The sequence below is a fragment of the Amycolatopsis magusensis genome, from assembly GCF_017875555.1.
GTDB lineage: Bacteria > Actinomycetota > Actinomycetes > Mycobacteriales > Pseudonocardiaceae > Amycolatopsis > Amycolatopsis magusensis.
The window spans coordinates 9,259,603-9,283,648 of sequence record NZ_JAGGMS010000001.1 but is presented as its reverse complement, the minus strand read 5'-3'; the positions used below and the strand labels follow the sequence as shown (position 1 = coordinate 9,283,648).

Here is a 24,046-nt window from a genome sequence, read left to right as displayed (position 1 = left end):
GTTCTGACGCGGGATCGGCGGGGGAATCGGTGGAGTGGGCCCGAGTTTGGTGTGGCCCGCCGCCCCGGGCAAGGACTCCCGGATGATGGACCCGGACGGTTGACTTGAACCTTGGTTCAGGTTCTAGCGTCGGGTCCATGACGACTTCGGGGGCGGCACCGCGGGCCACGCTGGCGATCGTGCTGCTGGGCTTCCTGACCTTGCCGATGCTGATGTCCGGCACCACCGTCGCGCTGCCCGGGATCGGCGCGGACCTCGGCGCCACGGGGGCCGGGTTGCAGTGGGTGGTGACCGGCTACTTCCTCGCCGCGTCGTCCTGCATGCTGGTCGCCGGGTCGCTCGGCGACCTGTTCGGCCGCCGCCGGGTCTTCCGGATCGGCGCCGTGCTCTACACCGGTGCGACCGCGGTGGGCGCGTTCGCCGGCGACCTCGCGGTGCTGAACACCGCGCGCATGGGCGCCGGGGTCGGCGCGGCGGGGGTGATGGCCGCGGGCGGGGCGATGCTCGCGAGCACCTTCACCGGCCCGGCCCGCACCCGCGCGTTCGCGATGATGGGCACGGTCGCGGGGGTCGGCATCGCGCTCGGGCCGTCGTTGTCCGGCTGGCTGATCAGCGCGCTCGGCTGGCGCCTGACCTTCGCCTGCTTCGCGGGGATCGGCCTGGTGATGATCGCGGGCACCTTCTTCGCCGCCGAGTCCAAGTCGGGGGTGCGCCCGCGCGTCGACTGGGCCGGTGCGCTCACCTTCATCGCCGGGCTCGGCCTGGTCATGTTCGCCATCACCCGCGGCGGGGCACTCGTGCCGCTGGTCGCCGGGCTCGCGCTGCTGGCCGCCTTCGTCGTGGTCGAGCGCCGCAGCGACCACCCGGTGCTCGACTTCGCCCTGCTCGGCGACCGCCGGTTCCTCGGGTGGAGCGTCGGCGCGCTGGCGGTCGTCGCCGGGTTCGCCGGGGCGCTGATCTTCCTGCCGACCTACCTGCAGGGCGTGACCGGGTGGTCCGCGCGGGACACCGGGCTGACCATGCTGCTGCTCACCGCGCCGGTGCTGGTGGGCCCGTCGGTCAGCGGCTGGCTGGTCAACCACGGGGTGCCGGGGCGGCTGCTGCTCACCGCGTCGCTGGGCCTGCTCGCCGCGGGCAACGCCCTGCTGACCGTGCTGCACCCCGGCATCGGGCCCGCCGGGCTGGCGCTGCCGCTGCTCGTGCTCGGGTTCGGCAGCGGGCTGGCCATCGGGCTGGTCGACGCGCAGGCGATGAACTTCGTCGAGCCGGCCCGCACCGGGATGGCGGCCGGGTTCCTGAACACCATCCGCGGCGGCTCGAACACCCTCGCCATGGCGGTCTTCGGCGCGCTGCTGCTGGCGCTGGTGCGGGCGCGGCTCGGGGACGCCGCGTTCGCCGACCGCGTGGTCGCCGGGACCGCGGGGGATCCGGCGGGCGCGTTCACCGCCGCCTGGCGCACACTGCTGTGGGGCGCGGCCGCGCTGTGCGCATTCGCGACGATCGTCGTGAACCTGCTGCTCGGCTTCGGCCGGGCGGCTGGGCGGAACGGGGCAACCCGTTCCGCCGTCGGATCGGTACCCGCCGCGAGTACGCCGGCGCCTTTTCGGGAGTAGTCTCCAAATACTCCGTGCGCGCGTTACGGATTTCCCGCGAGAAGGTTCTGGTGACGATTCTCACCGCAACTTCATTGACGATCATGGCTCGCACCCACAAAATAGCGGGTGCGCGATTTCCGCGTCTCCCGCGCACCGGTACCGGTGGCTGCCCCGACCTCGGCCGTGCGGTATGCTACCGGACGGTAATATGCTGTGACCAGGGCGTTGCACCTGGTGATCGGCTGAACCGCCGGGGTACGGGAGGCTCGGCGAAAGGGACTGCCCGCTGCGAAGGTTGGCCTATTTCCGGTTCGATCATTCAGCGGTCAGCAAGCAACCGACCAGTTGGTCTGTACGGAGTAGTGGATTTGACTCCCGCTGGCCCCGCTGCTTAATGTCTTTGCCGCCAAGCGGACCGGGGACAGTTCGGACGAGCTGATCCGGCTAGCTGAGGCCCGGGTGTGGGGACCTGGGTTCGACTCATATCAAAGAAACAGCCGGAAGGATAACGGACCGCGGTGAAGAAGCACCCCACACGGCGAACCTCGTCGATCCGCTCACGCGTACTCGCCATCGCCCTAGTCCCGAGTATCGCCCTGCTGGCCGTCGGGATCGCGCTGTCGGGGTACCTGGTCTACGACGCGGTCAAGGTGCGCGACAAGGCGAACCAGGTCCGCGACATCGAGCGGCCAGCCGTGCTGTTCTTCGCGAACTTCCAGGAGGAGCGCAGGCTCAGCCTGAAGGAGCTGGCCAGCCCCGGCTCCGAGCGGGCCGCGCTCGGCCCCCAGCGCGCCAAGGTCGACGTGGCCGCGCAGGAGGTCGTCTCCCGGCTGCAGGCCATGTCCGGTGACGCCGCCCCGGACGTGCAGAAGAACATCGTCGGCGCGGCCACCCAGCTCGGCCGCCTGCCGCAGTTCCGCCAGCAGATCGACAACGGCCAGCCGCCGCTGGGCGAGGCCTACGCCTACTACAACGGCATCATCGACCTGTTCACCGACGGCCTCAACGGCCTGGCCCAGGACGCGCCCGACGCCGAGGTCGCCTTCCTCCGGGTGATCGCCGTGCCGCTGTTTTCCAGCGCCGACCGGATGCAGCGCGGCGACGCGCTCGCCGCGGCCGGGGTGGCGGGCGGTGGCCTCACCGAAGCCGACTTCCGCACCTACGTCGGGGAGATCGGCGCCTACCGGGTCGACCTGAACGCGGCCGTGACCCGGATGCCCGCCGACGTCCGGGCCAAGTACGACCAGCTGGTCGCCAGCCCCGCCTGGAACACCGTCACCACGGTGGAGAACGCCTTCCTCCGCGGCAACCAGACCGTGCTGCCGGTGCCGGAACAGGAGTGGCGCACCGCCGCCCGCGACGTGGGCAGCGCGCTGATGGGCCTGTTCATCCAGCAGAGCGGCCAGGCCACCACGCTGGCCATCGACAAGGGCGAAGAGACCCTCATCACCTCGATCATCGCCGCCGCGGCCGCGCTGCTGGTCGCCATCGCGGTGTTCTTCTTCGCGCTGCGCCTGTCCAACCGGCTCATCGGCAGGCTCGCCAGGCTGCGCGAGGAGACCCTCGACATGGCCGACACCCGCCTGCCGGAGCTGGTGGACCGGGTGCGCGCGGGCGAGGCCGTCGACCTCGACAACGACGTGCGCTTCCTCGACCACGGCAGTGACGAGATCGGCCAGGTCGCCGCCGCGTTCAACCGCGCCCAGCAGACCGCGATCGCGGCCGCGGTGGACGAGGCCAAGACCCGTGAGGGCACCAAGACGGTGTTCCTCAACATCGCCCACCGCAGCCAGGTCATCGTGCACCGCCAGCTCAAGGTGCTGGACCAGGCCGAGCGCAAGCAGGAGGACCCGGACCAGCTGGACACCCTGTTCCAGCTCGACCACCTGTCCACCCGCGCCCGCCGCAACGCGGAGAACCTGATCATCCTCGGCGGTGGCCAGCCGGGCAGGCAGTGGCGCAAGCCGGTGAGCCTGGCCGCGGTGGTCCGCGGTGCCTCCGCCGAGACCGAGGACTTCACTCGCGTCGGCGTGGCCAAGCTGCCGGCCGTGGCGATCAACGGCCCGGTGGTCGGCGACATGGTCCACCTGCTCGCCGAGCTGATCGACAACGCCACCTCCTTCTCCCCGCCCGAGTCCCGGGTGGAGATCCGCGGCAACGTGGTCGGCCGCGGCGTGGTCATCGAGGTCGAGGACCAGGGCCTCGGCATCGAGCCCGACCACCTGGTCGAGCTGAACGAGATGCTCGCCGACCCGCCGGACTTCGGCATCATGGCGCTGTCCGACGAGCCGCGGCTCGGCCTGTTCGTGGTGGCGCGGCTCGCCGTGCGCCACGGCATCGCGGTCACCCTGCGCGAATCCGCCTACGGGGGTACCAGGGCGATCGTGCTGGTCCGCTCGGAACTGCTCGGCACGCTGGACGAGCCGGAGCCCGAAGAAGACGACGTCGACGTGCCGAGGCAGCAGGAGCGGCGGCCGCTGCGGCGGCCGGACCAGTCGGGGCCGCCCTCGCTGCCGCCCATGCCCAAACTGCCCCAGCCGCCGGAGCGCCCCCGGGTGCCCGAGGCGACGCCGCCGTGGCCGACCGAGTCGCAGGCCAACGGCAAGCTGCCCGAACCACCACCGCGTGAGCGCGAGGACCTGTTCCGGCCGCGGCACCAGCTGCTCCCGCCGGAGCAGCCGCCCGCCGAGAACGGCAACCGGCCACCGGAGATCCGCCGTCCGGCCGAGTCCCGCGCGCCGGAGGCCAGGCCACCGGCGGACGTGCGACCGCAGCAGCCGCGCCGTCCGGCGGCGCCCGGACCGGCCGCACCGGGCCGCCCGCCGCTGCCCCAGCGGCGGCGCCAGCAGAACCTGGTGCCGCAGCTGAGAAACGACGCACCGGCGGAAATCGATGAGCAGGAGTGGGAGGAGCCGGCCGACGGCGCCGAGCAGGCGCGGGATCGGCTGGCCGCCTTCCAGCAGGGCACTCGCCGCGCCAGGGAGCAGGAGCTGGGCAGGCACGACAGGTATGGAGAACGAACCTGATGGTCAACGCCGGAGTCAGTGAACTCGACTGGTTGCTCGACGACCTGGTCAAGCGGGTGGCGGGCGCCGACCGTGCCGTGGTGCTCTCGGCGGACGGGCTGCTGATCGGCCGCTCGGGGAACCTGTCCGAGGAGGACGCCGAACACCTGTCCGCGGTGGCCTCGGCCTTCCAGAGCCTGGCCAGGGGCACCGGACGCCACTTCGGTGGCGGCAACGTGCGGCAGACCATGGTCGAGATGGACCACGCGTTCCTCTTCGTCACCGCGGCCGGGCGCGGGGCGTGCCTCGCGCTGCTCGCCGCGGAGGACGCCGACATGGGCATGGTCGCCTACGAAATGAACCTCATGGTGAAACGGGTCGGGGCCGTGCTCACCGCCGCACCGAGGAGCGCGGCCCCGCAGCGCATGTCGCCATGACCCCGCGGCACGAGGCGTGGTTCGACGACCCGCTAGTCCGGCCCTACGCGGTCACGGGCGGGCGCACGCGGTCGGAGAACCTTTCGCTGGACCTGATCACGCTGGTGGTCGCCATGCCCTCGATCGCCGAGGCGGCGGGCATGGACCCCGAGTACGGCCAGATCGTCCGGCTGTGCCAGCGGCCGATCTCGGTGGCCGAGGTGGCCGCCAGGGTGGATCTGCCGCTGCCCGTGGTCAAGGTGCTGCTGTGCGACCTGATCGAGCAGAACCTCGTGCTCTTCCGCACCGCGGCCCCGCTGACCGAAACCCCCAACAAACACGTACTGCAGGCGGTTCTTGATGGCATCCGGAAACTCTGAGGCCCGGCGCGGGCTGACCGCAACCGCGGTCAAGATCCTCATCGCCGGTGGCTTCGGGGTCGGCAAGACCACGATGGTCGGCTCGGTCAGCGAGGTCCCCCCGCTGCGCACCGAAGAGGTGATCACCGAGGCTTCGGCCGGGGTCGATGACCTGTCCGGCGTGGAGACCAAGACCACCACCACGGTGGCACTGGACTTCGGCCGCATCACCATCAACCCGGAGTTGATCCTCTACCTGTTCGGCACGCCGGGGCAGGACCGGTTCTGGTTCATGTGGGACGAGCTGGCCCACGGTGCGCTCGGCGCGGTCGTGCTGGCCGACACCCGCAGGCTGGAGAGCTGCTTCGCCGCGGTCGACTTCTTCGAGCGCCGCGGGCTGCCGTTCATCGTCGGCGTCAACTGCTTCGACGGCGCCTACCGCTACGGCACCGAAGAGGTCCGCGCCGCGCTGGACGTGGACCACGCCACGCCGCTGCTGCTGTGCGACGCGCGTGATCGCGAGTCCACCAAGCAGGTGCTCATCGTGCTGCTCCAGCACCTGCTGGCGGGCAGTGAACTGGCCGGGAGCGTCCCCTTCGACCGCTGATCTCACGTTCGGCCCCGTCCCCGCGTCTACCCGGTACAACGGGTTTTCGAGGAGAGGGACGGACATGGTTGTGGACAGCAGGAGCTCGCGGACCGGCTGTACTGGGTGATGCCTCCGTTCGACGAGATCGTGACCGAGTACGGCGCGATGGTGCTGCGGGTCTGCCGGGCGGTGCTGGGTGGTGCGGCCGAGGCCGAGGACGCCTGGTCGGAGACCTTCCTGTCGGCGCTGAAGGCCTATCCCGGCCTGCCCGCCGACGCCAACGTGGAGGCCTGGCTGGTCACCATCGCGCACCGCAAGGCCATCGACGTGCGGCGGGCCGAAGCGCGGCGGGCGGTGGTGGCCGGTGAGCCGCCGGACCGCCCGTCCACGCTGGGACGGCCGGAGGACTGGGACGGCGACCTGTGGGCCGCGCTCGGTGCCCTGCCGGACCGCCAGCGGACCGCGGTCGCCTACCACTACCTCGGTGGCCTGCCCTACCAGGAGATCGCCGCCATCACCGGTGGCACGGCCGACGCCGCCAGGCGCGCCGCCGCCGACGGGGTCAAGAAACTGAGAAGCACCTATCCGGGGAGCCACCGTGTCCGAGCTGTTCGCTGACCTGCCCGAAATCGACGAGGACACCACCACCCGGCTGCGCGCGAAGCTGGCCGCGGCGGCCGAGCGCGACGGCGTGCTGGACGTCGCCTACCGCACGGTCGACTCGCCGGTGGGGGAGTTGCTGCTGGCCGCCACCGAGGCGGGCCTGGTCCGGGTGGCCTTCGCCCGGCAGGACCACGAAGCCGTGCTGGAGAACCTCGCGGAGGTGGTGAGCCCGCGCGTCCTGCGGGCCCCCGGCCGCCTGGAAGAGGCGACGCGCCAGCTCGGGGAGTACTTCGACGGGCAGCGCCGCTCGTTCGACCTGCCGCTGGACTTCCGGTTGTCCCGCGGCTTCCGGCTCGCGGTGCTCACCCACCTGGCGGAAATCGGCTACGGGAAGACGGAGAGCTACGCCGAGGTGGCCACGGCCGCGGGCAGCCCGCGCGCGGTGCGGGCCGTCGGCACGGCGTGCGCGACGAACCCGCTGCCGCTGGTGGTCCCGTGCCACCGGGTGGTCCGCTCGGACGGTTCCTTCGGTGGCTACGCCGGCGGGCCCGAGGCGAAGCACCGGCTGCTGACCATGGAAGCCGCGTGAGCCAGGGCACCGTGACGATCGGCTGCTCGCGGGACGCCGGGTGCCGGGCGCTGGCCGAGGTCGCGGCCGCCGACTGGACCAGCCGCGGCGGCGTGGTGCTGTCGATCGTGGACTGGCCGGAGGCCGCGGCCTCCTGGTTGCGCCAGGCCAGGCGGTTCGTCGAGGGCGGGCCGGACGCCTGGCTGGTGCTCGCCCGGCCGCCGGGCTGGGCGGGCATGCGCCACCGGCTGCTGCTCTCGACGGACTGGGACCCCGCGCGCACGGTCACCGTGCACCCCGTCGCGCACGGTGATTAGCCGGCGGACGATCAGGGAACCCGGGGCCCATGCGCAGGAGCAAGCAACTGGTGGCCGGCTGTGCGGCGGTGGGACTGCTCGCGGCCGGCTGCGGGGACGAACCGGACGGCGATGACGCGAACCCGCAGGTCAACGGGGCCGGTGCAGTGAACATCGAGCAGGAGCGGCGGCTCGCCGCGCCCGAGCAGGTGACCGACGCCTTCACCTACGACCAGGCCGCGGCCCCGGTGGGCGCGGGGCTGAGCGTCTCGGCGAAGTCCACCGGCGCGGGCACGCTGGTCGAGTTCGACGTCGACGGGCTGGCCCCCGACCGGGGGTACGCCGTGCACCTGCACACCAAGCCGTGCGGGCCGACGGGTGACGCGGCGGGCCCGCACTTCCAGAACCGGGTCGATCCGGCGGCCACGCCGGAGCAGCCGTCGAAGGATCCGGCGTACGCGAACCCGCAGAACGAGTTCTGGCTCGACCTGCGCACGAACGCCGAGGGCGACGGTGAATCACGAACCGAGGTGCCGTTCGGCTTCAGCGACCGGGTGCCCGCCTCGGTGGTGGTGCACGCCGAGGAGCACACCGCGACCGAGCACGGCAAGGCCGGGCAGGCCGGGGGCCGGGTGGCCTGCATGACCGTGCCGTTCCGCTAGGTCCAATGCTATGAGTGGGGCATTACTTGCATTGGACGCTAGTAATGCCCCACTCCTAGCATTGAACCGAGTCAGCTCTCGGCGGCGACGCGATCCTCTTCGAGCACCTTGTTGGCCGCTTCGAGCTGGCTGAGGATGTGGGCGCGCACACTCTCGGCCTCGTCGGACCGTTCTCGTGCTTCGGCGAGCACGCGTTCCGCCTCCGCGGCGGCCTCGGCCTTCTGCGCCTCGATCTCGCGCAGGGCCTCACGCCGCCGCGCCGACATGGCCAGCTCGAAGTCCTGTTCGGCCTGCTTCCTCCGCTTCTCGTCCCGCACGCGCTGCGCGTGCGCGGTCGCCTTGATCTCGGTGGCCTCCAGCCGGGCCAGCTCCATCATGTGCCGCAGCCGCTCGGTCAGGCCGTCGGCTTCGATCGGCGCCAGGCAGACGCGGTCGAGCGCCGCCTGCAGTTCCTGGTTGTCCTCGAGCAGTACGGCGATCTGCTTTTCGAGGTCTTCCACTTGGGATACCACGGCTTCGTGGCCGGACTTCGCCTCGGCCAGCTCAGCTCTGAGTTCGTCGAGGCACTGCTCGACCTGACCGCGGTGATAGCCACGCCACACCACGCCGAAGTTGGGGTTCTCCGCCACGTCACCTCCAGAACCTCGGAGAACTCCAACATACCAACGAATCCGGCCGGGGTGTGCCGCCGTTCGCGGGGTCTGCGCCTTTTCTGTTGCACGGCAACGAGAAATTCGAAAACCGTGCTGTGGCAAGGCTTCTCGGGTACTGGACGCGGACGCCGAACGGGACGAATTCCGCCGGCGGACCATCCGCGTGCGGATACCCCCGGGGAGTTACCCGGATCGGGTGGCGGACCCGTCGGCCGGGTGGCCGGGGCGGGGTGTGGATCTTCTGACACCGCGGTCCGAAAACTGTCCGAAAAGGACAGACAAGATCAGCTTCGAATACGTGGCGCGGTAACGGTATGACCGTGCGTGACCAACCCGGAGCTTTTTGTGGACATCGGCTACGGTGTCTGCTTGCATGTTGCACTACGACCGTCGGCGTAGGGCCGATGGGCGAAACGGAGCCGTACGCGACGAAGAGGGTAGACAGGCAGATGGCGACGCGGGCTCGGGAACTGCTGGATCGCTCACGGGTGCTGCGAGAACGCGCACGCGCGGCCGCGGTCCAGTTCCTCAGCACTCCCGGTCAGGAACCCGGACCCCAGCGGGGCCCCCGGGTGATCGAGGCACCTCCGCCACCGCTTCCGGTGGACAACACCGAGCAGGAGGCGCTGGCCGGCATCTGCGCCAGCGTGGCGCTGCGCGACCTCAACCTGGTCGACTCCCTGCTCTCGCAGCTGGAGGAGATGGAGGCGCGCGAGGACGACGACGAGCGGCTCGCCGAGCTGTACCGGCTCGACCACCTCGCCGCCCGGCTGCGCCGCAACGCCGAGAACCTGCGTGTTCTCGCTGGTCGCGAGGCCGGGGACAACGCTTCGGAGACCGCTTCGGTGGTCGACGTGATCCGCGCGGGCATGTCCTCGATCACCCACTACTCCCGGGTTTCCATCGGGCGAGTGGTCTCCCTAGGCGTGGTCGGCTTCGCTGCCGAGGACCTCAGCCGCCTGCTCTCCGAACTGCTCGACAACGCCACCGGCCAGTCGTCGCCGAACACCCCGGTCCGGGTCAGCGCCCACCTCACCGAACAGGGCAGCGTGCTGATCCGCATCGAGGACGAGGGCATCGGCGTCCCGGCCGAGCGCCTCGCCGAGCTGAACGACCGGCTCGTCGCCGAACCGGTGCTCGACCACGCTTCGGTCCGGCACATGGGCCTCGCGGTGGTCCGCAGGCTCGCGGTCCGGCACGGGATGAAGGTCCGGCTGGAGCGCCGCGTCCCGCACGGCACCACCGCCACCGTCCTGCTGCCCGCCGAGCTGGTCAGCGAACTGCCCGAAGCCAGCTGGTCGGGCACCTCGACGGTGGTCGTGCCGGCGAACGGCTTCACCCCCACCCTGGCCCCGCAGGCCGAGGCGGTGCCACTGGCCCGCCGCCCGCAGGCCTCCGGCAGCACCACCTTGCCCAAGCGCACGGCGGGCGCCTCCGGCGCGACCGCGACCGCGGAACCGCTGACCCAGCGCAAACCGTCGCCCGCACCCCGGGGCGACGAGGACGGCGGCATCACTTCCGGCGGCCTGCCGCGCCGGGTGCCGCGCAGCATCAAGGGCACCGGGGAGGACGAGCAGCCACCGCCACCGCCGCCCGCCCCCGAAGACCCCATCGACGGCCACGACCGGCTGCTCGCCGATCTCGGTGCCTTCTCCGACGGGGAACGCGCGGCGCTCGAGGAGCAGCCCGGCCCCCGCGACGAGAACGGCCCAGCGAAACCACCCGAGGGACCCCAAGCGTGACCGCCGCCCAGCACAGTTCCGGCAAGCAAGACTTCACCTGGCTGATCAACGACTTCGTGCACAAGGTCCACGGGGTCAGCCACGCCCTGATCATGTCGGCGGACGGCTTTCCGCTGACCTCGTCGGACAGCATGAACAACGACGACGCCGAGCAGCTCGCGGCCATCGCCAGCGGCCTGCTCAGCCTCGCCGGCAACAGCGCCGCGCTGTTCCACAAGGGCAGCTGCGAGCAGATCATCATCCGGCTCACCCACGGCTACTTCCTGTTCATGGGCATCGGCGTCGGCGCGGGCCTCGCCGTGCTGACCGGACCGGAGTGCGACATGAAGGTCGTCGCGTACGAGATGACGCAGTTCGTCCGCAACGCCGGCCACGTGCTGACCCCTGAGATACGGGCCGACCTCCGGCGCGTGCTCACCGCCCGCAGGCCGCAGGCCTGACCGGCCGGGAGGATGTGAAGAACGTGTCCACTGACAACTCGAGCGAGCAGGCGGTCGGCCGGATGCGCAGCAGGCGCGTCCGCCCGTACACGCTCACCGGGGGGCGGACCAAGAGCAGACACCACCTGCTGGTGGAGACGCTGATCTCGGTGCCGACCTACGACCCGGCACTGGCCGACGCGCTGATGCCGGAGTCACGCGCGATCTACGAACGGGCGCGCACCCGCGCCTCCATCGCGGAGCTGTCCGCCGGGCTGACCATGCCGCTGGGCGTGGTCCGCGTGCTGATCAGCGATCTGGCGACGCAGGGCGCGGTGTACATCCACCCCACCGCGCACACCTACTCCCACGACATGTCGCTGCTGGAACGAGTCCTCGACGGGCTCAAGCGGCTCCCCGTCTAGACGAGGCCTTGAGCACCGCGGAAAGGACATGATGAGCAAGTCAAGCCTCGCGCGCCCGGATGCCGGCGATCCCCTCGCGGCGATCTCGGCCAAGATCGTCGTCGCGGGTGGTTTCGGGGTGGGGAAGACCACGCTGGTGAGCACGGTTTCGGAGGTGCCGCCGCTGAACACCGACGCCTGGATGACCGAAGCCGGTCAGGGCGTCGACGACCCGCCGGACGGGGGGCAGAAGTCGACCACCACGGTGGCGATGGACTTCGGCCGGATCACCCTGCACGCGGACCTGCTGCTGTACCTGTTCGGCACCCCGGGCCAGCCCCGGTTCTGGTTCCTCTGGGACGACCTGTGCCGCGGGGCGCTCGGTGCGGTGGTGCTGGTGGACACCCGGCGGCTGGACGAGTCCTTCGCCGCGATCAACTACTTCGAGAACGACTCCGACCTGCCGTTCATCGTCGCCATCAACCTGTTCGACGGTGAGCTGACGCATTCGGTGGACGAGGTGCGCGACGCGCTGGCGCTGAGCGAGGACGTCCCGCTGATCACCTGCGACGCCCGCGACCGCGGCTCGGTCCAGCGGACGCTGCAGGACGTCGTCCGGCACACCATGGCCACGGCGCGGCTCTCGGTGCCCGGCCAGGCGCCCCAGGCCGAGTTCAGCCCCGCCTGAGCCTCGCAGTTTTCTCGAAGATTCTCCTGGAGGGATGTCCCCACATGCCCAAGATCCTGATCGTCGGAGCCGGTCAGTCCGGCCTCCAGCTGGCGCTGAGCCTGCTCGAGCACGACGGCTACGAGGTCACCGTGATGTCGGCGCGCACGCCGGACGAGATCCGGGCCGGGCGGGTGATGTCCACCCAGTGCATGTTCCACGCGGCGCTGCAGCACGAGCGCGACCACGGGCTGAACTTCTGGGAAGCCGAGACGGTCAAGGTCGAAGGGCTCGGCGTGTCGATCGCGGCGCCGGACAGCAGCCGCGCGCTGGACTGGGTCGGCAGGCTGGACGACTACGCGCAGTCGGTCGACCAGCGGGTGAAGATGGCGGGCTGGCTGGAGAAGTTCGAGGAACGCGGCGGCAAGCTGATCATCCACGGGGTGACCACCTCGGACCTGAACTCGCTGGCCGGCATGTACGACCTGGTGGTGGTCGCGGCGGGCAAGGGTGAGCTGGTGCAGTTGTTCGACCGCATCCCCGAGCTGTCGCCGTACACCCAGCCGCAGCGCGCGCTTTCGCTGGCCTACGTGCACGGGATGAAGCCGCGCCCGGAGCACCCCGACTTCTCCGCCGTCCGGTTCAACATCATCCCCGGCGTCGGTGAGCTGTTCATCATCCCCGCGTACACCCTCAGCGGGAACTGCGAAATCCTGTTCTTCGAAGGCATCCCGGGTGGGCCGCTGGACGTGTTCACCGACAACCCGGACCCGCAGGAGCACCTGGACCGGATCCTGTCGCTGATGAAGCAGTACCTGCCGTGGGAGTACGACCGCGCCGGCGAAGTGGAGCTCACCGACTCGCGGGCCACGCTCGCCGGCGGGTACACCCCCGTGGTGCGCAACGCCGTCGGCGAACTGCCCTCGGGCCACGCCGTCCTCGGCATGGCCGACGTGGTGGTGGCCAACGACCCCATCACCGGCCAGGGCTCGAACAACGCCAGCAAGTGCGCGGCGTCCTATTTGGACTCGATACTGGCGCACGGGGACCAGCCGTTCGACCGGCAGTGGATGAAGGGCGCGTTCGACAAGTACTGGGAGTACGCGCAGCACGTGACCATCTGGACCAACGCGATGCTGCAGCCGCCGCCCCCGCACGTGCTGGAAATCATCGGGACCGCCGGCGCGAAGCCGGAGGTGGCGCGGCGGTTCGCCAACGGGTTCCAGGATCCGTCCGATTTTCAGCACTGGTTGCTGGATCCGGAGAAGGCGGCGGCTTACTTGGCCAGTGTCTGATCTCTTCGGGACCGCCCCGGTTTTTTAGTGTGACTACGGCGAAGGCCTCGATGTCAAGGCGGGAAAGATGCCTTGACATCGAGGCCTTCGCCGTGTTTTTGGCTGTGGACCGGGGCGGGGTGGGGGGATCTGGGCGGGTCCTTGGTGGGGTGCCCGGGCGGCGGTTGTGTTGGTGGGGCGGTTGCGTTGGTGGGCTGGGGCTCTGGTGTCACGAATGTGGCTTTGGGGGCCGAATCCGCCCCGAAAGCCACATTTGTGTCCGGTGCCCCGGCCGCGGGTCACCGGGGGGTTTCGTCGATCCGGTCCACTCGGTCCGGGTAGAAAGCCATGTGGCCCTTGATCTGGGCGACCGCGTCGTACGGTTCGTCGTAGGTCCAGATGGCGTTCACCGACTTCTCCCCGCCGTCGGTGATGCTGTAGTAGGCCGACTCGCCCTTGTACGGGCAGTACGTGTGGTGGTCGGTCCGCTCCAGCGCCGAGACGTCCACGTCCTTGCGCGGGATGTACTGCACCGCCGGGTAACCGGCCTCGCTCAGCGCGAGCGCCTCCGTGGTGTCCGCGATGGTGCGCCCGGCGACGGTGACGACGATCCGGTTCGGGTTCGGCTCGATGGTGATCGGGTGGTCCGGTCCGGGGACCAGCACCTTCCTGTCCGGCATGGGGAACTCCGTTCGTGGCGGGTCAGCCGCCGTTCGACGGCTGGTAGACCCTCGCCTTGAACGTCAACGCCGTCTCCGCCGAGAACCTTCCCACCGAATCGACCAGCGTCCGCCCGATCTCCTGCCGTGCGCGCAGCGCCGGGTGCGTGGCACCGAAGTTCGTGTCGTTGGCCGCCGCGTCCCCGCGGAAGGGGCCCGAGGCGAACAGCGAGTAGGTGATCATCGGCTTGCCCGCGGTGTCGAAGACGACCCCGGCCTCGTTGCGCCCGTCGTTGAACCAGCCCGCCTTGGTCGCCACGCGCAGCCGCTCCTCGGAGCTCAGGTCGAGGCGGATGCCGTCGGTGAAGGAACTGAGCGAGCGCAGCACGGTGAGCAGGTACTCGGTGGACGCCGCCGACAGCAGCGTGCCGCCGACCAGCTTCTGCAGCAGCGTGTACGTCTCGCGCGCGGTCGTGGTGCCGAGGAAGAACCGGTTCGGGTTGGCCACCGGCACCACCTGGGTGTGCACGAAACCCTTGCCACGCAGGATTTCGTTCAGCTCGGCGGCCGGGCAGACCAGGCCGCACAGGCGGACCGCGGTGTTGTCGGACAGCGTCAGCAGCGCGGCCATCGCGTGCCCGAGGGTCACCGAGCTGGGGTACGCGCCGTCCAGGCCGAAGATGCCGTCGGTGTCCCGGATGACGATGTCGGCGGTGACGTCGACGCGCTGGTCCAGGGTGAGCAGGCCGCGGTCGACCTTGTCCAGCACCGCGGTGGCCACCGCGATCTTGTTCACGCTGTAGGCCTCGACGACCTCGTCGGCCCGCTCCTCGACGGCGGCGGCATCCGCGCCGGTCACGCCGATGTAGGAGGACCAGGTCCCCCGCGCGCGGGTCACTTCGCGGGCGTAGGTCCGCGCGATCTTGCGGTTGGCCGACGCCGCGTCGACGGCGACGATCTCTTCTTCTTCAGAGGCGGCGGCAGCGGGGGAGCCGAGCACGACACCGGCGGCGGCCACGCCACCGAGTCCGAGCGCGTGCCTGCGATTCACGGTCATGGCGGCGATCCTAGCCAGCAGGCACCCGCCCGTGGGGCCGTTCGGGCATTACCTCCCGCGTAATCGACTTGCCGCGCCGGAACCGCGAAAGTTGGTGCATCGGAACGGAAAACCCTGGAGGAACAAGATGTTCGGACTTCGCAACGTGCTGCGGATGGATGCCCTCGCCTCGGGTGCGCTCGGACTGCTGCTGGCGGCGTTGTGCGCCGTCGTCGAGGAACCGCTCGGCATCCCGATGACGCTGTCGCTCGTGGTCGGCATCGGACTGGTCGGCTGGGCCGCGTTCGTCGGCTGGGCGTCCGCCGGGCTGCGGCCGGGCCCGGTGCGGGAAGTGATTTCGGTCAACGTCCTCTACGTACTGGGCAGCGTCGCGTACGCGATCTTCGGCGGGCTCACCGGGCTCGGTGTGACGTTCGTGCTGGTCCAGGCGGCGGCGGTGCTCGGGCTGACCGTGCTCCAGGTGGCCGGGCTGCCCGCGGCGCGCCCGGTCGCGGCCGGGTGAAGCCGGCGGGCGAGGTGGCCGGGGGTCTGGTTGGCTGGCGGCATGGCCACTCGATCCCCGGCGTTGTCCTGGACGACCGTGGTCCCGGTGGTCGCGGCGCTGGTACTGGCCGCGACCTGGGGCCGGGACCTCGACACCCTGTTCGTCGTCCTGGTCGCCCTCGTGCTGGGCGCCACGGTGCTGGCCGCGGTGCACCACGCCGAGGTGGTGGCGCACCGGGTCGGCGAGCCGTTCGGTTCGCTGGTGCTCGCGGTGGCGGTGACCATCATCGAGGTGGCGCTGATCGTCACGCTGATGGTCTCGGGCGGGCCGGAGTCGGCGTCGCTGGCCAGGGACACGGTGTTCGCCGCGGTGATGATCACCAGCAACGGCATCGTCGGCGTCGCGCTGATGGCCGGGGCGATCCGCCACGGCTTCACCCACTTCAACGCCGAGGGCACCGGGGCGGCGCTGGCCACGGTGGCCACCCTCGCCACGCTCAGCCTGGTGCTGCCGACCTTCACCACCAGCCAGGCCGGGCCGGAGTTCTCCAGCTCGCAGCTGGTCTTCGCCGCGCTGGCCTCGCTGGTGCTGTACGGGATGTTCGTGTTCACCCAGACCGTGCGGCACCGCGACTTCTTCCTGCCGGTGGAGACCGAGACCGGCACCACCGACGCCGACGGTGACGGGCACGCCGACCCGCCCACCACCAAGGCCGCGCTGACCAGCCTCGGCCTGCTGCTGCTCGCGTTGATCGCCGTGGTCGGACTGGCCAAAGTGGAGTCCCCGGCGATCGAGGCCGGGGTGAAGGCGGTCGGGTTCCCGCCGTCGTTCGTCGGCGTGGTGATCGCGCTGCTGGTGCTGCTGCCGGAAACGCTCGCCGCGCTGCGGGCGGCGTTGCGCGAGCGGGTCCAGATCAGCCTCAACCTCGCCTACGGCTCGGCGATGGCGAGCATCGGCCTGACCATCCCGGCGATCGCGGTGGCCACCATCTGGCTGGAAGGCCCGCTCACCCTCGGGCTCGGTGCCACGCAGATGGTGTTGTTCGGACTGACGATCGTGGTCAGCGTGCTCACCGTGGTCCCCGGCCGCGCCACCCGCCTGCAGGGCGGCGTGCACCTGATCCTGCTGGCCGCCTTCCTGTTCCTGGCCGTGAACCCCTGAGTGCCGTGAATGTGGCTTTCACGGCCGAATCCGCCGTGAAAGCCACATTCACGGCACTTCGGCGGTGGACGTCGGGGCGGTGACCCGGCGGCTGATCAGGTAGCCGAAGGCGCCGGCGGTGAAGAACATGACGATGCCGTAGACCGCGCCAGGGATGGCGATGCGGGTGTTGTCGAGCAGGGTCAGCGCGATGGTGATGGCCAGCACGCTGTTGTGGATGCCGATCTCCATCGCGGCGGCGATCGCCTGCCTGCGGTCCACCCGGAACAACCGGGGCGCGAGGTAGCCCAGCGCGATCGACAGCACGCTGAACAGCAGGGTCGCCAGCCCGATGTCGGCCAGGTAGCCGCCGATGTTGGCGCGTTCCTGGTAGACGGCCACGAGGATGGTGCCGACCAGGAACACCAGGGACAGCAGCTTCACCGGCTTCCGCGTCCGTTCGGCGAGCACCGGCATCCGGTTGCGCGCCAGCATTCCCAGCGCCACCGGGATCAGGACGATCGCGAAGACCTGCAGGGTCTTGCCGAACTGCAGGCCGATCCCGGTGTCCCCGGCGAGGAAGTGGCCGAGCGAGAAGTTGACCACCAGCGGCAGCGTGACCACGGCGAGCAGCGAGTTGACCGCGGTGAGCGTGACGTTCAGCGCCACGTCGCCGTGCGCCAGGTGGCTGAACAGGTTCGCGCTGGTGCCGCCGGGGGAGGCCGCCAGCAGCATCATGCCGACCGCCAGTTCCGGCGGCAGGCTCAGCGCGTAGACCAGGCCGAAGCAGAGCGCGGGCAGCACCAGCACCTGGCACACCAGTGCCACCACGACCGCCTTCGGGTAGCTGAGCACCCGGGCGAAGTCCTTGGTGGTCAAGGAAAGGCCGAGGCCGAACATGACCACGCCGAGCGCGATCGGCAGCAGCACGGTGGTGGCGACCGAGGATTCCACGCTGAAACCTCCGCAGGGACAATCCGGGAGAACCGGACGGGGCGGCCCAGTCTGGCAGCCGCCGCTCCCCGAAGCCAGGTTCGAAGCCGGTTCGTGGCCGAACCGATCAAGCCGGGACCGGCACCGGCGGGGTGGCCGGTTCCCGCAGGGCGGGCAGGGCCAGGCAGAGGGCCACGCCGCCGAGCACCATCAACGCGGTGACCTGCGTGCCGACGCACACCGCCCCGGCGACGAACAGGGCCGCGGCCCACGGTGCGGCGTCCCGGCGGACCGTCAGCAGCACCACCAGCAGGGAGATCGCGCCCAGCGCCAGTGATGGCACGACGCCGTAGAAGACCGCCTCGAAGCCGGGGATGTCCTGGTAGCTCTGGAACAACGCGCTCATCCCGGCGCGGTCGTCCGCCCGGAAGCCGACGATCAGGTCGATGATCATCTGCCCCAGGCTGGCGATGAGGCCGACCGCACCGGCCACCCCGAGCACGTCGGCGAGCACGCGTTCACCGCCGTGGCGCGAATTGCGCCTGGCTCTGCCCCACATCGCCGCGAGCACGACGCCGAACGCGAGGTAGCCGAGCACGTAGGCGAGGTGCGCGCCGGTCCACAACGGGAGCGCGACGCCCCAGTCGAGCCCGGTGTTGCCCTTCCAGCCGAACTTCATCGCGACCACCCCGGCGAGCAGCAACACGGGCCCCGCGACGAACGCACCCCTGACCACGGCAGGCTTCATGGTTTCTTTTCCCCGTCCATCCGAGCTTTCCGATGCCGGATGAACCATGGCAGCGAACGCACGCCGCCTACATCAGGGAATCTCCCGCCGGCCGCCCCTAGGTGGACCCCGGGGGCGGCCGACGCCGACGTACCTACGAAGTCAGGGCGAAGTGGATGCGCACGGGCCGCGCCGGGGCGCCGTCTTCCGCGCCATCGGCGATCCCGGCGGCGACGATCCGGTCCAGGGTGTCCATGCCCCACACCACGCGCCCCAGCACGCTGTACTTCGGGTCGATGTTCGCGTGCGAGTGCACGAAGAAGAACTGGCTGCCGTTCGTGCCAGGGCCCTGGTTGCCCATCGCGACCGTGCCGCGCGGGTAGGTCTCCTCGCCGGTCACCTCGTCCGGGAACCGGTAACCCGGCCCGCCCTTCTCCACCTCGTAGATGTCCCCGCACTGCAGCACACCCAGCCGCTGCGAAGCGGTCAGCCGGAAGCACTGCGTGTGCTGGTAGAACCAGCTGCGGATGAGGTGCCGGAAGTTGTGCACCGCGCACGGCGCGTTCGCCTTGTCCAGTTCGATCGCGACCAGCCCGTAGTTGGTCTGCAGCACCGCTTTCGCCGTGCCCTTGGCGGAGGCGTTCGGCGACGGCGGGTGCACCGGCCGCGCGGCCGGGTTCTCCGGGGTGGGCGTGAATTCACAGTGGACGGTCGGTGCGGCGGGCGCGGCCTGGGCCGGGATCGCCAGGCCCGTCAGCGCCAGTGCGGTGATCGCGGCGAGGGTGAACCGGTGCGTGATTTTCATGCGCGCACGTTAGCCGGTTCGAACACCTGCCGTCCCGCGTCGGCTTGAGTGGTCAGCCCGGAGAGCGCGGCGGCGAGCAGCTCGCGCGTCCCGGCGGGCAGGTCCGCGGTCAGCTCGTCGAGCCGCTCGACCACGCCCTCGTGCGAGCGCTCGCCGAGTTCGGCGCCCTTCTCGGTCAGGGCGATCCGGCAGGCGCGCCGGTCGTGGTCGTCGCGCACGCGGGTGACCAGGCCGCGCCGCTCCACCCGGTCGACCAGCCCGGTGATGCTGGACTTCTCCAGGTGCAGCGTCCGGCCCAGTTCGGTCATGCCCACCGGCCCGGCGATCAGCGCGCAGAGCAGCTGCGCCTGCTGCTGGGTCAGCTCGTGGTCCCGGCTGACCTCGGTGAACACCCGCTGCACCAGGTGCGACAGCCGCACCAGTGCGGTCGCCAGATCCATCGGCTCGCTCATTGTCCCGAGTGTAGTTGACGTTCGTTCGTTCTACGAACTACTGTAGTTCGTAGAACGAACAATACGTACTACGAACTAGGGAGTCCGCATGACAGCGACCGTGGTGGTCATCGGTGGCGGGTACGGCGGGGCCAGCGCCGCGAAGGCGCTCGACGACGTGGCCGACGTGGTCCTCGTCGAGCCGAAGGACCGCTTCGTGCACCACGTCGGCGCGTTGCGCGGCCTGGTCGAACCGGCGTTCGCCGACCAGCTCTTCCTGCCGTACGACCAGCTGCTCCAGCGCGGCCGGGTGGTCCGCGACCACGCGGTGGCGGCCGACGCCGGTGCGGTCACGCTCGGCTCCGGCGAGCGGCTCGAGGCCGACTACCTCGTGCTGGCGACCGGCGCCTCGTACCCGTTCCCGGCCAAGTTCTCCGACCACGACACCGAAGCGGCCAAGGGCAAACTGCGGGCCGCGCACGACGAACTCGCCGGGGCCGCGAGCGTGCTGCTGCTCGGCGCGGGCCCGGTCGGGCTCGAACTGGCGGGGGAGATCAAGGCGAAGTGGCCGGAGAAGGCGGTCACCATCGTGGACCCGGCGCCGGAACTGGTGCCCGGCTTCCCCGAGGAGTTCCGCGCTTCGGTGCGTGAGCAGCTCGAAGAACTCGGCGTGGAACTGCTGCTGGGCACGTCGGTCGAGACGCCACCGGCCGAGGGCGGCTTCACCGTGGCCACCGCCGACGGCACGAAGATCACCGCGGACCTGTGGTTCCGCTGCTTCGGCAACGTACCGGCCACCGGGTACCTCACCGGTGCGCTGGCCGCGGCCCGGCTGGCGGACGGGCGCGTCGAGGTGACCCCGGAACTGCGCCTGGCCGGGCAGGAGAAGGTGTTCGCCATCGGGGACATCACCGCCGTGCCGGAGGCCAAGATGGCCCGCGCCGCCGCGCAGCACGCCGAGGTGGTCGCGGCGAACATCCGCGCGCTCATCCAGGGCGACGGCGAACTGGCCACCTACGAAGCCGCGCCGCCCGGGATGGCGTTGCCGCTCGGCCCGCACAAGGGCGCCACCTACACCCTCGAATCGGGCCTGCTGGACGCGGCGACGACCGCGCAGATCAAGGGCGCGGACCTGATGGTCGGCCGGTTCGTCACACTGCTCGGACTCGGCTGACCACCACGCCCGCCACCACGGCGAGCGCCAGTGCGAGGCCCGCGTCGAAGCCCAGGGTGGACAGCGAAACGGGGGTGTCCACCAGGGTGCGCGCGGCCGAGCCGACCGGCGGCAGCCAGCGCTGGAACCCGGTCGCGGCGACCACGGCGGCACCGAGCACCGCGGACCAGCCGATGCCGTGCACCACCGGGCGGGCGCACAGCAGGCCGACCGCGGTGCCGGTGGCGCCTGCCGCGAAGTGCGCGAGCGCACCGGCCGCGAGCAGGTGCGGGGGATGGGCGTAGGCGGTGGCCAGCACCGGCCAGCCCATCGCGAGCGCCACCAGCACCAGGTCGGCGAGCAGGCAGGTGAGCAGGATGCCGGTGGTGACCCGGCCCCGGCCGCCCGCCGCGGCGATGGTCACCTGCCGCTGCACCGGGTCCTCGGTGTTCGCCACGGTCACCGCGAGCCACACCGAGACCGGGTACAGCGCGAGCACCGAAGCCGCCCAGGTGGCGGGCGGCGGGCCGGGATCACCGCCGAACAGCGGCGCCAGCAACATCCCGTAGAGCAGGAAGGGGAGCAGGAACCGCTGCGAGCGCAGCAGGTCCGCGCTGTAGTACCGGACCAGCGGCCAGATCACGCGCGCCGCACCTCCCGGACGGTGGCGCCGCGCCGGGACACCTCGGCGAGCACCGGGTCGGCGAGCCGGGCCGGGCAGGTCAGGGTGATCACCAGGGTGCCTTCGCCGTCGGGCTCGCCGGTCAGCCGTTGTTCGCGCAGCCGCAGTTTCCGGCGCCGCGGCAGGGCGTCGGCGGTGCCGGTGTGGTCGGTGAGCACGAGCGCCGTGCTCGGGGCGAGCGCGGTGATCACCTCGGAGAGCACCGGCCGCACCCCGACGTCCAGCCCGGACCACGGCTCGTCGAGCACCAGCAGTTCGGCGCCGCTGGTCAGCGCCTGCACCAGGCCGACCTTCTGTGCGTTCCCCTTGGAAAGCCGGCTCATCGGCGTCGAGAGGCCACCGGAGAAACCCAAGCGCCGCAACAGTTCCACCGGCTTCCCGGACTGCCGTCCCCGAATGCGCCGCAGGTGCCGCAGGTAGCTGGACGCGGGCATGCGCAGGTGCGCGGGGAATCGGTCGGGCACGTAGCCGACGGTCGCCGGGCGGCCGGTGACCCGGCCTTCGGACGGCGTGCCGCAGCCCGCGATCACGCGCAGCAGGGTCGACTTGCCGGATCCGTTCTCGCCGAGGATGACCAGCGGTTCGCCGGGCTTGATCTCGAGGTCGACGTCCTCGACGACCAGGGGACCGCGCCGGTACCGCTGGCCGACGGATTCGAGCCGGATCACCGGTGGACCCGGGTGGAAACCGCGGTCAGTGGCAACGCGGCGAGGAAACCGAGTGCCTGGCGCGTGCGTTCGCGGCCCTCGCAGGCGTGCAACACCGCGACGAGTTCCGCGCGCCAGTCGTCCCGTTCCGCGTGCGGCAGCACGATGGCCAGCCGGTTCAGGAGCGTGACCCCGTCCGGCAAGCAGCGGCGGGTGATCCCGAGCAGCACGGCGGCGGCCAGCAACGCGGCCGTGGTCGTCCACACCAGACTGACCGCGGCGATGAGCCATTCGTTGCGCGCCAGCAGAAGTGAGGCGGTCGCCAGCGCGAAGGGGGTCAGCCACCAGCGCGGACTGCGGATGAGCGAGGCACTCATGCGCCCTCCTCGGCCGGTCCGAGCAGCCGGGAGAGGTTCGCGCGTTTCTTCGCGCCTTCGGCCAGCGCGTGCACGGCGCGGGCGCGACCTTCGGTGGTGAGCGTGTAGTACCGCCGCGGTGGCCGCCCGGCTTCTTGGGCGTGCTCTGGCTGCTCCCACCGGCTGGTCACCCACCCGGCCGTCGTCAGCCGCTGGAGGATCGGGTAGATGGTCCCGGCCGGCAGGCCACTGGCCTTGCTCAGCTCGAACCCCCACAACTCCCCGGCGCCGCGCTCCAGGAACACCGCGAGCACGGCCTGGGTCTGCAGGGTCATTCTCGGCATAGACAGAACTCTATATAGCCCCGGGCGCCTGCGGCAAGGCGCCCCGAACACCTGCGTGAGGCTCAAAAGCGACCTCACCCGCCTCGGCGGAGCCGAGGCAGAAGATACTGGGGCGTTGCTAGCGCTGCTAGCACGGTGATGACTACTCCGGCTAGCAGTGACAGGAAAGCGACGCGGTAGGAGAAGCCGTCGACCAGGGCGCCCATCACCACCGGGATGACCATGCCCGCGGCCTGCCCGCCGAACACGATCAGGCCCGCGCCCGCCCCGGCCAGTTCGGCGGCAGGCTCCGCAGCGGCACGGCGAAGATCGGCATGTAGCAGAGCGCGGCGAACATGCCCGACAAAGTCAGGAACACGGCGAACAACGCCGTCGGCTCCGAGTGGGCCATGACCACCAGGCAGATCGCCGTCGCGGCCATCGCGGGCAGGATGATCACCCGGTGCCTGCCGCGCAGCCGGTCGCTCCACCGGCCCCCGAGCACCACGGCGATCCCGCCGAACACGGCGGGCAGCGCGGTGATCGCGCCCGCCTCGGTGAGCGTGAGCCCGCGTTCGGTCTGCAGGTACGACGGCACCCACGACGACAGTCCCCAGACGATCACGTCGTAGCCGAAGAACATCAGCGCGAACCGCCACATCACCGGCGAGAGCAGGACGTCCCGCGACCGCGAGTCCACCCGCTCGACCGCGGTCCGCGGGGCGGGCAGCCACTTCCGCAACGCCAGGAACACGAAGATGCCGAGCACGGCCACCCCGACGAACGCCCCGCGCCAGCCCCACCAGGCGATCAGCGGGGCCGCGATGGCGGGGGCGAGCAGCACGCCGAACGCGTTGGAACTCTGCATCCAGCCGTTGGCCGTCATGCGCTGCGCCGGTTCGGTGCGTTCGGACAGCGCCTTGATCGACGCGCCGGGGAACACGCCTTCGGCCGCGCCGAACAGGAAGCGCACCGCGAGCAACAGCACGAACGAGCCGACCAGGCCGGTCAGCGCGGTGAACGCCGACCAAAGCAGCACCGCGGCCAGCATCACCCGCACCGCGCCGAACCGGTCGGCCAGCAGCCCGCCCGGGATCTGGAACACCGCGTACGCCAGGAAGAAGGCGGAGAGCACCAGCCCCTGCTGGGTGTGGTCGAGACCGAACTCGGCGCCGATGTCGGGCAACGCGAGGTTGACCAACAGGCGATCGACGTAGTCCACTGTCCACGCGGCGAACAACAGCAGCACCGTGGTGCGGGCCGTCCGGTCCAGTGGCTGCTTGGGTGCGCGGACGTCCTCTCGCATGGTGCTGACCTAACCACGGGCGGTGGCCGAACGCCGAGCCGAAGTGGTGAATTCCTGGCCGATGTGACAACTAACCTGATACTGTCACACG

29 protein-coding genes are annotated in these 24,046 nt (G+C 70.8%); 17 read left to right on the top strand and 12 right to left on the bottom strand.

The window, feature by feature from the left end:
* The first annotated feature begins 137 nt into the window (after positions 1–137).
* The 9 genes from JOM49_RS41925 (at position 138) to JOM49_RS41885 (ending at position 8,093) form a co-directional block, all read left to right on the top strand.
* Entirely contained in the window at positions 138–1,613 is a 1,476-nt protein-coding gene (locus JOM49_RS41925) for an MFS transporter (RefSeq protein ID WP_209670356.1), read from the top strand.
* A 500-nt stretch (positions 1,614–2,113) separates the two neighbouring features.
* Positions 2,114–4,621 (top strand): sensor histidine kinase, encoded by a 2,508-nt coding sequence (locus tag JOM49_RS41920; RefSeq protein WP_209670354.1) that lies wholly within the window; start codon positions 2,114–2,116, stop codon positions 4,619–4,621.
* Positions 4,621–5,037 carry a roadblock/LC7 domain-containing protein gene (locus JOM49_RS41915; RefSeq protein WP_153029807.1) on the top strand — a complete coding sequence of 139 codons (417 nt, stop codon included), beginning with the start codon at positions 4,621–4,623 and terminating at the stop codon, positions 5,035–5,037. The genes JOM49_RS41920 and JOM49_RS41915 overlap by 1 nt, the downstream gene beginning before the upstream one ends.
* On the top strand, positions 5,034–5,396 hold the full coding sequence (locus JOM49_RS41910; RefSeq protein ID WP_209670352.1) for a DUF742 domain-containing protein: 363 nt from the start codon (positions 5,034–5,036) through the stop codon (positions 5,394–5,396). The genes JOM49_RS41915 and JOM49_RS41910 overlap by 4 nt, the downstream gene beginning before the upstream one ends.
* Positions 5,377–5,982: a GTP-binding protein gene (locus tag JOM49_RS41905; protein ID WP_209670350.1), complete on the top strand. Its 606-nt coding sequence runs from the start codon at positions 5,377–5,379 to the stop codon at positions 5,980–5,982. Before JOM49_RS41910 ends, JOM49_RS41905 begins: the two co-directional genes overlap by 20 nt.
* A gap of 108 nt (positions 5,983–6,090) precedes the next feature.
* Positions 6,091–6,582, top strand: coding sequence for an RNA polymerase sigma factor (locus JOM49_RS41900; protein WP_209670349.1), 492 nt, complete (start codon positions 6,091–6,093; stop codon positions 6,580–6,582).
* Between the two features lie 10 nt (positions 6,583–6,592).
* Positions 6,593–7,156 carry a methylated-DNA--[protein]-cysteine S-methyltransferase gene (locus JOM49_RS41895; RefSeq protein WP_372444242.1) on the top strand — a complete coding sequence of 188 codons (564 nt, stop codon included), beginning with the start codon at positions 6,593–6,595 and terminating at the stop codon, positions 7,154–7,156.
* Complete coding sequence (locus JOM49_RS41890; protein WP_209670345.1) at positions 7,153–7,452, top strand: hypothetical protein; 300 nt, start codon at positions 7,153–7,155, stop codon at positions 7,450–7,452. The genes JOM49_RS41895 and JOM49_RS41890 overlap by 4 nt, the downstream gene beginning before the upstream one ends.
* Positions 7,453–7,481: 29 nt before the next feature.
* Positions 7,482–8,093, top strand: coding sequence for a superoxide dismutase family protein (locus JOM49_RS41885; RefSeq protein ID WP_209670343.1), 612 nt, complete (start codon positions 7,482–7,484; stop codon positions 8,091–8,093).
* A 71-nt stretch (positions 8,094–8,164) separates the two neighbouring features.
* On the opposite strand, the gene JOM49_RS41880 is transcribed toward JOM49_RS41885, so the two are convergent.
* Positions 8,165–8,722: a hypothetical protein gene (locus JOM49_RS41880; protein ID WP_209670341.1), complete on the bottom strand. Its 558-nt coding sequence runs from the start codon at positions 8,720–8,722 to the stop codon at positions 8,165–8,167.
* A gap of 473 nt (positions 8,723–9,195) precedes the next feature.
* Here JOM49_RS41880 and JOM49_RS41875 point away from each other — a divergent pair, with 473 nt between their 5' ends.
* The 5 genes from JOM49_RS41875 to JOM49_RS41855 all read left to right on the top strand — a co-directional run bounded on the left by JOM49_RS41875 (position 9,196) and on the right by JOM49_RS41855 (position 13,273).
* Entirely contained in the window at positions 9,196–10,488 is a 1,293-nt protein-coding gene (locus JOM49_RS41875; RefSeq protein WP_209670339.1) for a sensor histidine kinase, read from the top strand.
* A complete protein-coding gene (locus JOM49_RS41870; RefSeq protein ID WP_206800631.1) occupies positions 10,485–10,928 on the top strand; it encodes a roadblock/LC7 domain-containing protein in 444 nt (147 codons plus the stop codon). The genes JOM49_RS41875 and JOM49_RS41870 overlap by 4 nt, the downstream gene beginning before the upstream one ends.
* A 62-nt stretch (positions 10,929–10,990) precedes the next feature.
* Complete coding sequence (locus JOM49_RS41865) at positions 10,991–11,332, top strand: DUF742 domain-containing protein (protein ID WP_209672268.1); 342 nt, start codon at positions 10,991–10,993, stop codon at positions 11,330–11,332.
* 31 nt (positions 11,333–11,363) lie between these two features.
* Positions 11,364–11,999, top strand: coding sequence for a GTP-binding protein (locus JOM49_RS41860; protein WP_209670337.1), 636 nt, complete (start codon positions 11,364–11,366; stop codon positions 11,997–11,999).
* Positions 12,000–12,043: 44 nt separating this feature from the next.
* The gene (locus JOM49_RS41855; RefSeq protein WP_209670335.1) at positions 12,044–13,273 is read left to right on the top strand and encodes a styrene monooxygenase/indole monooxygenase family protein; all 1,230 of its coding nucleotides are present in this window, start codon (positions 12,044–12,046) and stop codon (positions 13,271–13,273) included.
* A 278-nt stretch (positions 13,274–13,551) separates the two neighbouring features.
* On the opposite strand, the gene JOM49_RS41850 is transcribed toward JOM49_RS41855, so the two are convergent.
* Both JOM49_RS41850 and JOM49_RS41845 read right to left on the bottom strand, forming a co-directional pair.
* The gene (locus JOM49_RS41850) at positions 13,552–13,932 is read right to left on the bottom strand and encodes a DUF427 domain-containing protein (protein WP_209670333.1); all 381 of its coding nucleotides are present in this window, start codon (positions 13,930–13,932) and stop codon (positions 13,552–13,554) included.
* 22 nt (positions 13,933–13,954) lie between these two features.
* Entirely contained in the window at positions 13,955–14,968 is a 1,014-nt protein-coding gene (locus JOM49_RS41845; protein ID WP_209670331.1) for a serine hydrolase, read from the bottom strand.
* A gap of 127 nt (positions 14,969–15,095) precedes the next feature.
* On the opposite strand from JOM49_RS41845, the gene JOM49_RS41840 reads away from it, so the two are divergent.
* On the top strand, positions 15,096–15,470 hold the full coding sequence (locus JOM49_RS41840) for a hypothetical protein (protein WP_209670330.1): 375 nt from the start codon (positions 15,096–15,098) through the stop codon (positions 15,468–15,470).
* 42 nt (positions 15,471–15,512) lie between these two features.
* On the top strand, positions 15,513–16,613 hold the full coding sequence (locus tag JOM49_RS41835; RefSeq protein ID WP_209670328.1) for a calcium:cation antiporter: 1,101 nt from the start codon (positions 15,513–15,515) through the stop codon (positions 16,611–16,613).
* A 48-nt stretch (positions 16,614–16,661) separates the two neighbouring features.
* Here JOM49_RS41835 and JOM49_RS41830 read toward each other — a convergent pair whose 3' ends face one another.
* The 4 genes from JOM49_RS41830 to JOM49_RS41815 form a co-directional block, all read right to left on the bottom strand.
* Positions 16,662–17,546, bottom strand: a complete 885-nt coding sequence (locus tag JOM49_RS41830; RefSeq protein WP_209670326.1) for a bile acid:sodium symporter family protein — start codon at positions 17,544–17,546, stop codon at positions 16,662–16,664.
* Between the two features lie 106 nt (positions 17,547–17,652).
* Entirely contained in the window at positions 17,653–18,273 is a 621-nt protein-coding gene (locus JOM49_RS41825; protein WP_209670324.1) for a hypothetical protein, read from the bottom strand.
* A 133-nt stretch (positions 18,274–18,406) separates the two neighbouring features.
* Positions 18,407–19,057, bottom strand: coding sequence for a peptidylprolyl isomerase (locus tag JOM49_RS41820; RefSeq protein WP_209670322.1), 651 nt, complete (start codon positions 19,055–19,057; stop codon positions 18,407–18,409).
* On the bottom strand, positions 19,054–19,509 hold the full coding sequence (locus tag JOM49_RS41815) for a MarR family winged helix-turn-helix transcriptional regulator (protein WP_209670320.1): 456 nt from the start codon (positions 19,507–19,509) through the stop codon (positions 19,054–19,056). The genes JOM49_RS41820 and JOM49_RS41815 overlap by 4 nt, the downstream gene beginning before the upstream one ends.
* Positions 19,510–19,597: 88 nt before the next feature.
* On the opposite strand from JOM49_RS41815, the gene JOM49_RS41810 reads away from it, so the two are divergent.
* Positions 19,598–20,662, top strand: coding sequence for an FAD-dependent oxidoreductase (locus JOM49_RS41810; protein WP_209670318.1), 1,065 nt, complete (start codon positions 19,598–19,600; stop codon positions 20,660–20,662).
* Here the strand turns inward: JOM49_RS41810 and JOM49_RS41805 are convergent.
* The 5 genes from JOM49_RS41805 to JOM49_RS41785 all read right to left on the bottom strand — a co-directional run bounded on the left by JOM49_RS41805 (position 20,640) and on the right by JOM49_RS41785 (position 23,955).
* Positions 20,640–21,284 carry a hypothetical protein gene (locus tag JOM49_RS41805; protein WP_209670316.1) on the bottom strand — a complete coding sequence of 215 codons (645 nt, stop codon included), beginning with the start codon at positions 21,282–21,284 and terminating at the stop codon, positions 20,640–20,642. The genes JOM49_RS41810 and JOM49_RS41805 overlap by 23 nt on opposite strands.
* On the bottom strand, positions 21,281–21,991 hold the full coding sequence (locus JOM49_RS41800; protein ID WP_209670315.1) for an ABC transporter ATP-binding protein: 711 nt from the start codon (positions 21,989–21,991) through the stop codon (positions 21,281–21,283). Before JOM49_RS41800 ends, JOM49_RS41805 begins: the two co-directional genes overlap by 4 nt.
* Positions 21,988–22,347, bottom strand: coding sequence for a hypothetical protein (locus JOM49_RS41795; RefSeq protein ID WP_209670313.1), 360 nt, complete (start codon positions 22,345–22,347; stop codon positions 21,988–21,990). The genes JOM49_RS41800 and JOM49_RS41795 overlap by 4 nt, the downstream gene beginning before the upstream one ends.
* On the bottom strand, positions 22,344–22,670 hold the full coding sequence (locus JOM49_RS41790) for a PadR family transcriptional regulator (protein ID WP_209670311.1): 327 nt from the start codon (positions 22,668–22,670) through the stop codon (positions 22,344–22,346). Before JOM49_RS41790 ends, JOM49_RS41795 begins: the two co-directional genes overlap by 4 nt.
* A 250-nt stretch (positions 22,671–22,920) precedes the next feature.
* The gene (locus tag JOM49_RS41785) at positions 22,921–23,955 is read right to left on the bottom strand and encodes an MFS transporter (protein WP_209670309.1); all 1,035 of its coding nucleotides are present in this window, start codon (positions 23,953–23,955) and stop codon (positions 22,921–22,923) included.
* Positions 23,956–24,046 lie beyond the last annotated feature (91 nt).

Excerpts from the sequence above, each read along its gene's own strand:
- JOM49_RS41790 (WP_209670311.1), bottom strand. The coding sequence starts at position 22,670 with ATGCCGAGAATGACCCTGCAGACCCAGGCCGTGCTCGCGGTGTTCCTG.
- JOM49_RS41820 (WP_209670322.1), bottom strand. The coding sequence starts at position 19,057 with ATGAAAATCACGCACCGGTTCACCCTCGCCGCGATCACCGCACTGGCG.
- JOM49_RS41840 (WP_209670330.1), top strand. The coding sequence starts at position 15,096 with ATGTTCGGACTTCGCAACGTGCTGCGGATGGATGCCCTCGCCTCGGGT.
- JOM49_RS41795 (WP_209670313.1), bottom strand. The coding sequence starts at position 22,347 with ATGAGTGCCTCGCTCATCCGCAGTCCGCGCTGGTGGCTGACCCCCTTC.
- JOM49_RS41925 (WP_209670356.1), top strand. The coding sequence starts at position 138 with ATGACGACTTCGGGGGCGGCACCGCGGGCCACGCTGGCGATCGTGCTG.
- JOM49_RS41860 (WP_209670337.1), top strand. The coding sequence starts at position 11,364 with ATGAGCAAGTCAAGCCTCGCGCGCCCGGATGCCGGCGATCCCCTCGCG.
- JOM49_RS41845 (WP_209670331.1), bottom strand. The coding sequence starts at position 14,968 with ATGACCGTGAATCGCAGGCACGCGCTCGGACTCGGTGGCGTGGCCGCC.
- JOM49_RS41905 (WP_209670350.1), top strand. The coding sequence starts at position 5,377 with ATGGCATCCGGAAACTCTGAGGCCCGGCGCGGGCTGACCGCAACCGCG.
- JOM49_RS41825 (WP_209670324.1), bottom strand. The coding sequence starts at position 18,273 with ATGAAGCCTGCCGTGGTCAGGGGTGCGTTCGTCGCGGGGCCCGTGTTG.
- JOM49_RS41910 (WP_209670352.1), top strand. The coding sequence starts at position 5,034 with ATGACCCCGCGGCACGAGGCGTGGTTCGACGACCCGCTAGTCCGGCCC.
- JOM49_RS41855 (WP_209670335.1), top strand. The coding sequence starts at position 12,044 with ATGCCCAAGATCCTGATCGTCGGAGCCGGTCAGTCCGGCCTCCAGCTG.
- JOM49_RS41865 (WP_209672268.1), top strand. The coding sequence starts at position 10,991 with ATGCGCAGCAGGCGCGTCCGCCCGTACACGCTCACCGGGGGGCGGACC.
- JOM49_RS41815 (WP_209670320.1), bottom strand. The coding sequence starts at position 19,509 with ATGAGCGAGCCGATGGATCTGGCGACCGCACTGGTGCGGCTGTCGCAC.
- JOM49_RS41875 (WP_209670339.1), top strand. The coding sequence starts at position 9,196 with ATGGCGACGCGGGCTCGGGAACTGCTGGATCGCTCACGGGTGCTGCGA.
- JOM49_RS41915 (WP_153029807.1), top strand. The coding sequence starts at position 4,621 with ATGGTCAACGCCGGAGTCAGTGAACTCGACTGGTTGCTCGACGACCTG.
- JOM49_RS41850 (WP_209670333.1), bottom strand. The coding sequence starts at position 13,932 with ATGCCGGACAGGAAGGTGCTGGTCCCCGGACCGGACCACCCGATCACC.
- JOM49_RS41885 (WP_209670343.1), top strand. The coding sequence starts at position 7,482 with ATGCGCAGGAGCAAGCAACTGGTGGCCGGCTGTGCGGCGGTGGGACTG.
- JOM49_RS41785 (WP_209670309.1), bottom strand. The coding sequence starts at position 23,955 with ATGCGAGAGGACGTCCGCGCACCCAAGCAGCCACTGGACCGGACGGCC.
- JOM49_RS41900 (WP_209670349.1), top strand. The coding sequence starts at position 6,091 with ATGCCTCCGTTCGACGAGATCGTGACCGAGTACGGCGCGATGGTGCTG.
- JOM49_RS41810 (WP_209670318.1), top strand. The coding sequence starts at position 19,598 with ATGACAGCGACCGTGGTGGTCATCGGTGGCGGGTACGGCGGGGCCAGC.
- JOM49_RS41835 (WP_209670328.1), top strand. The coding sequence starts at position 15,513 with ATGGCCACTCGATCCCCGGCGTTGTCCTGGACGACCGTGGTCCCGGTG.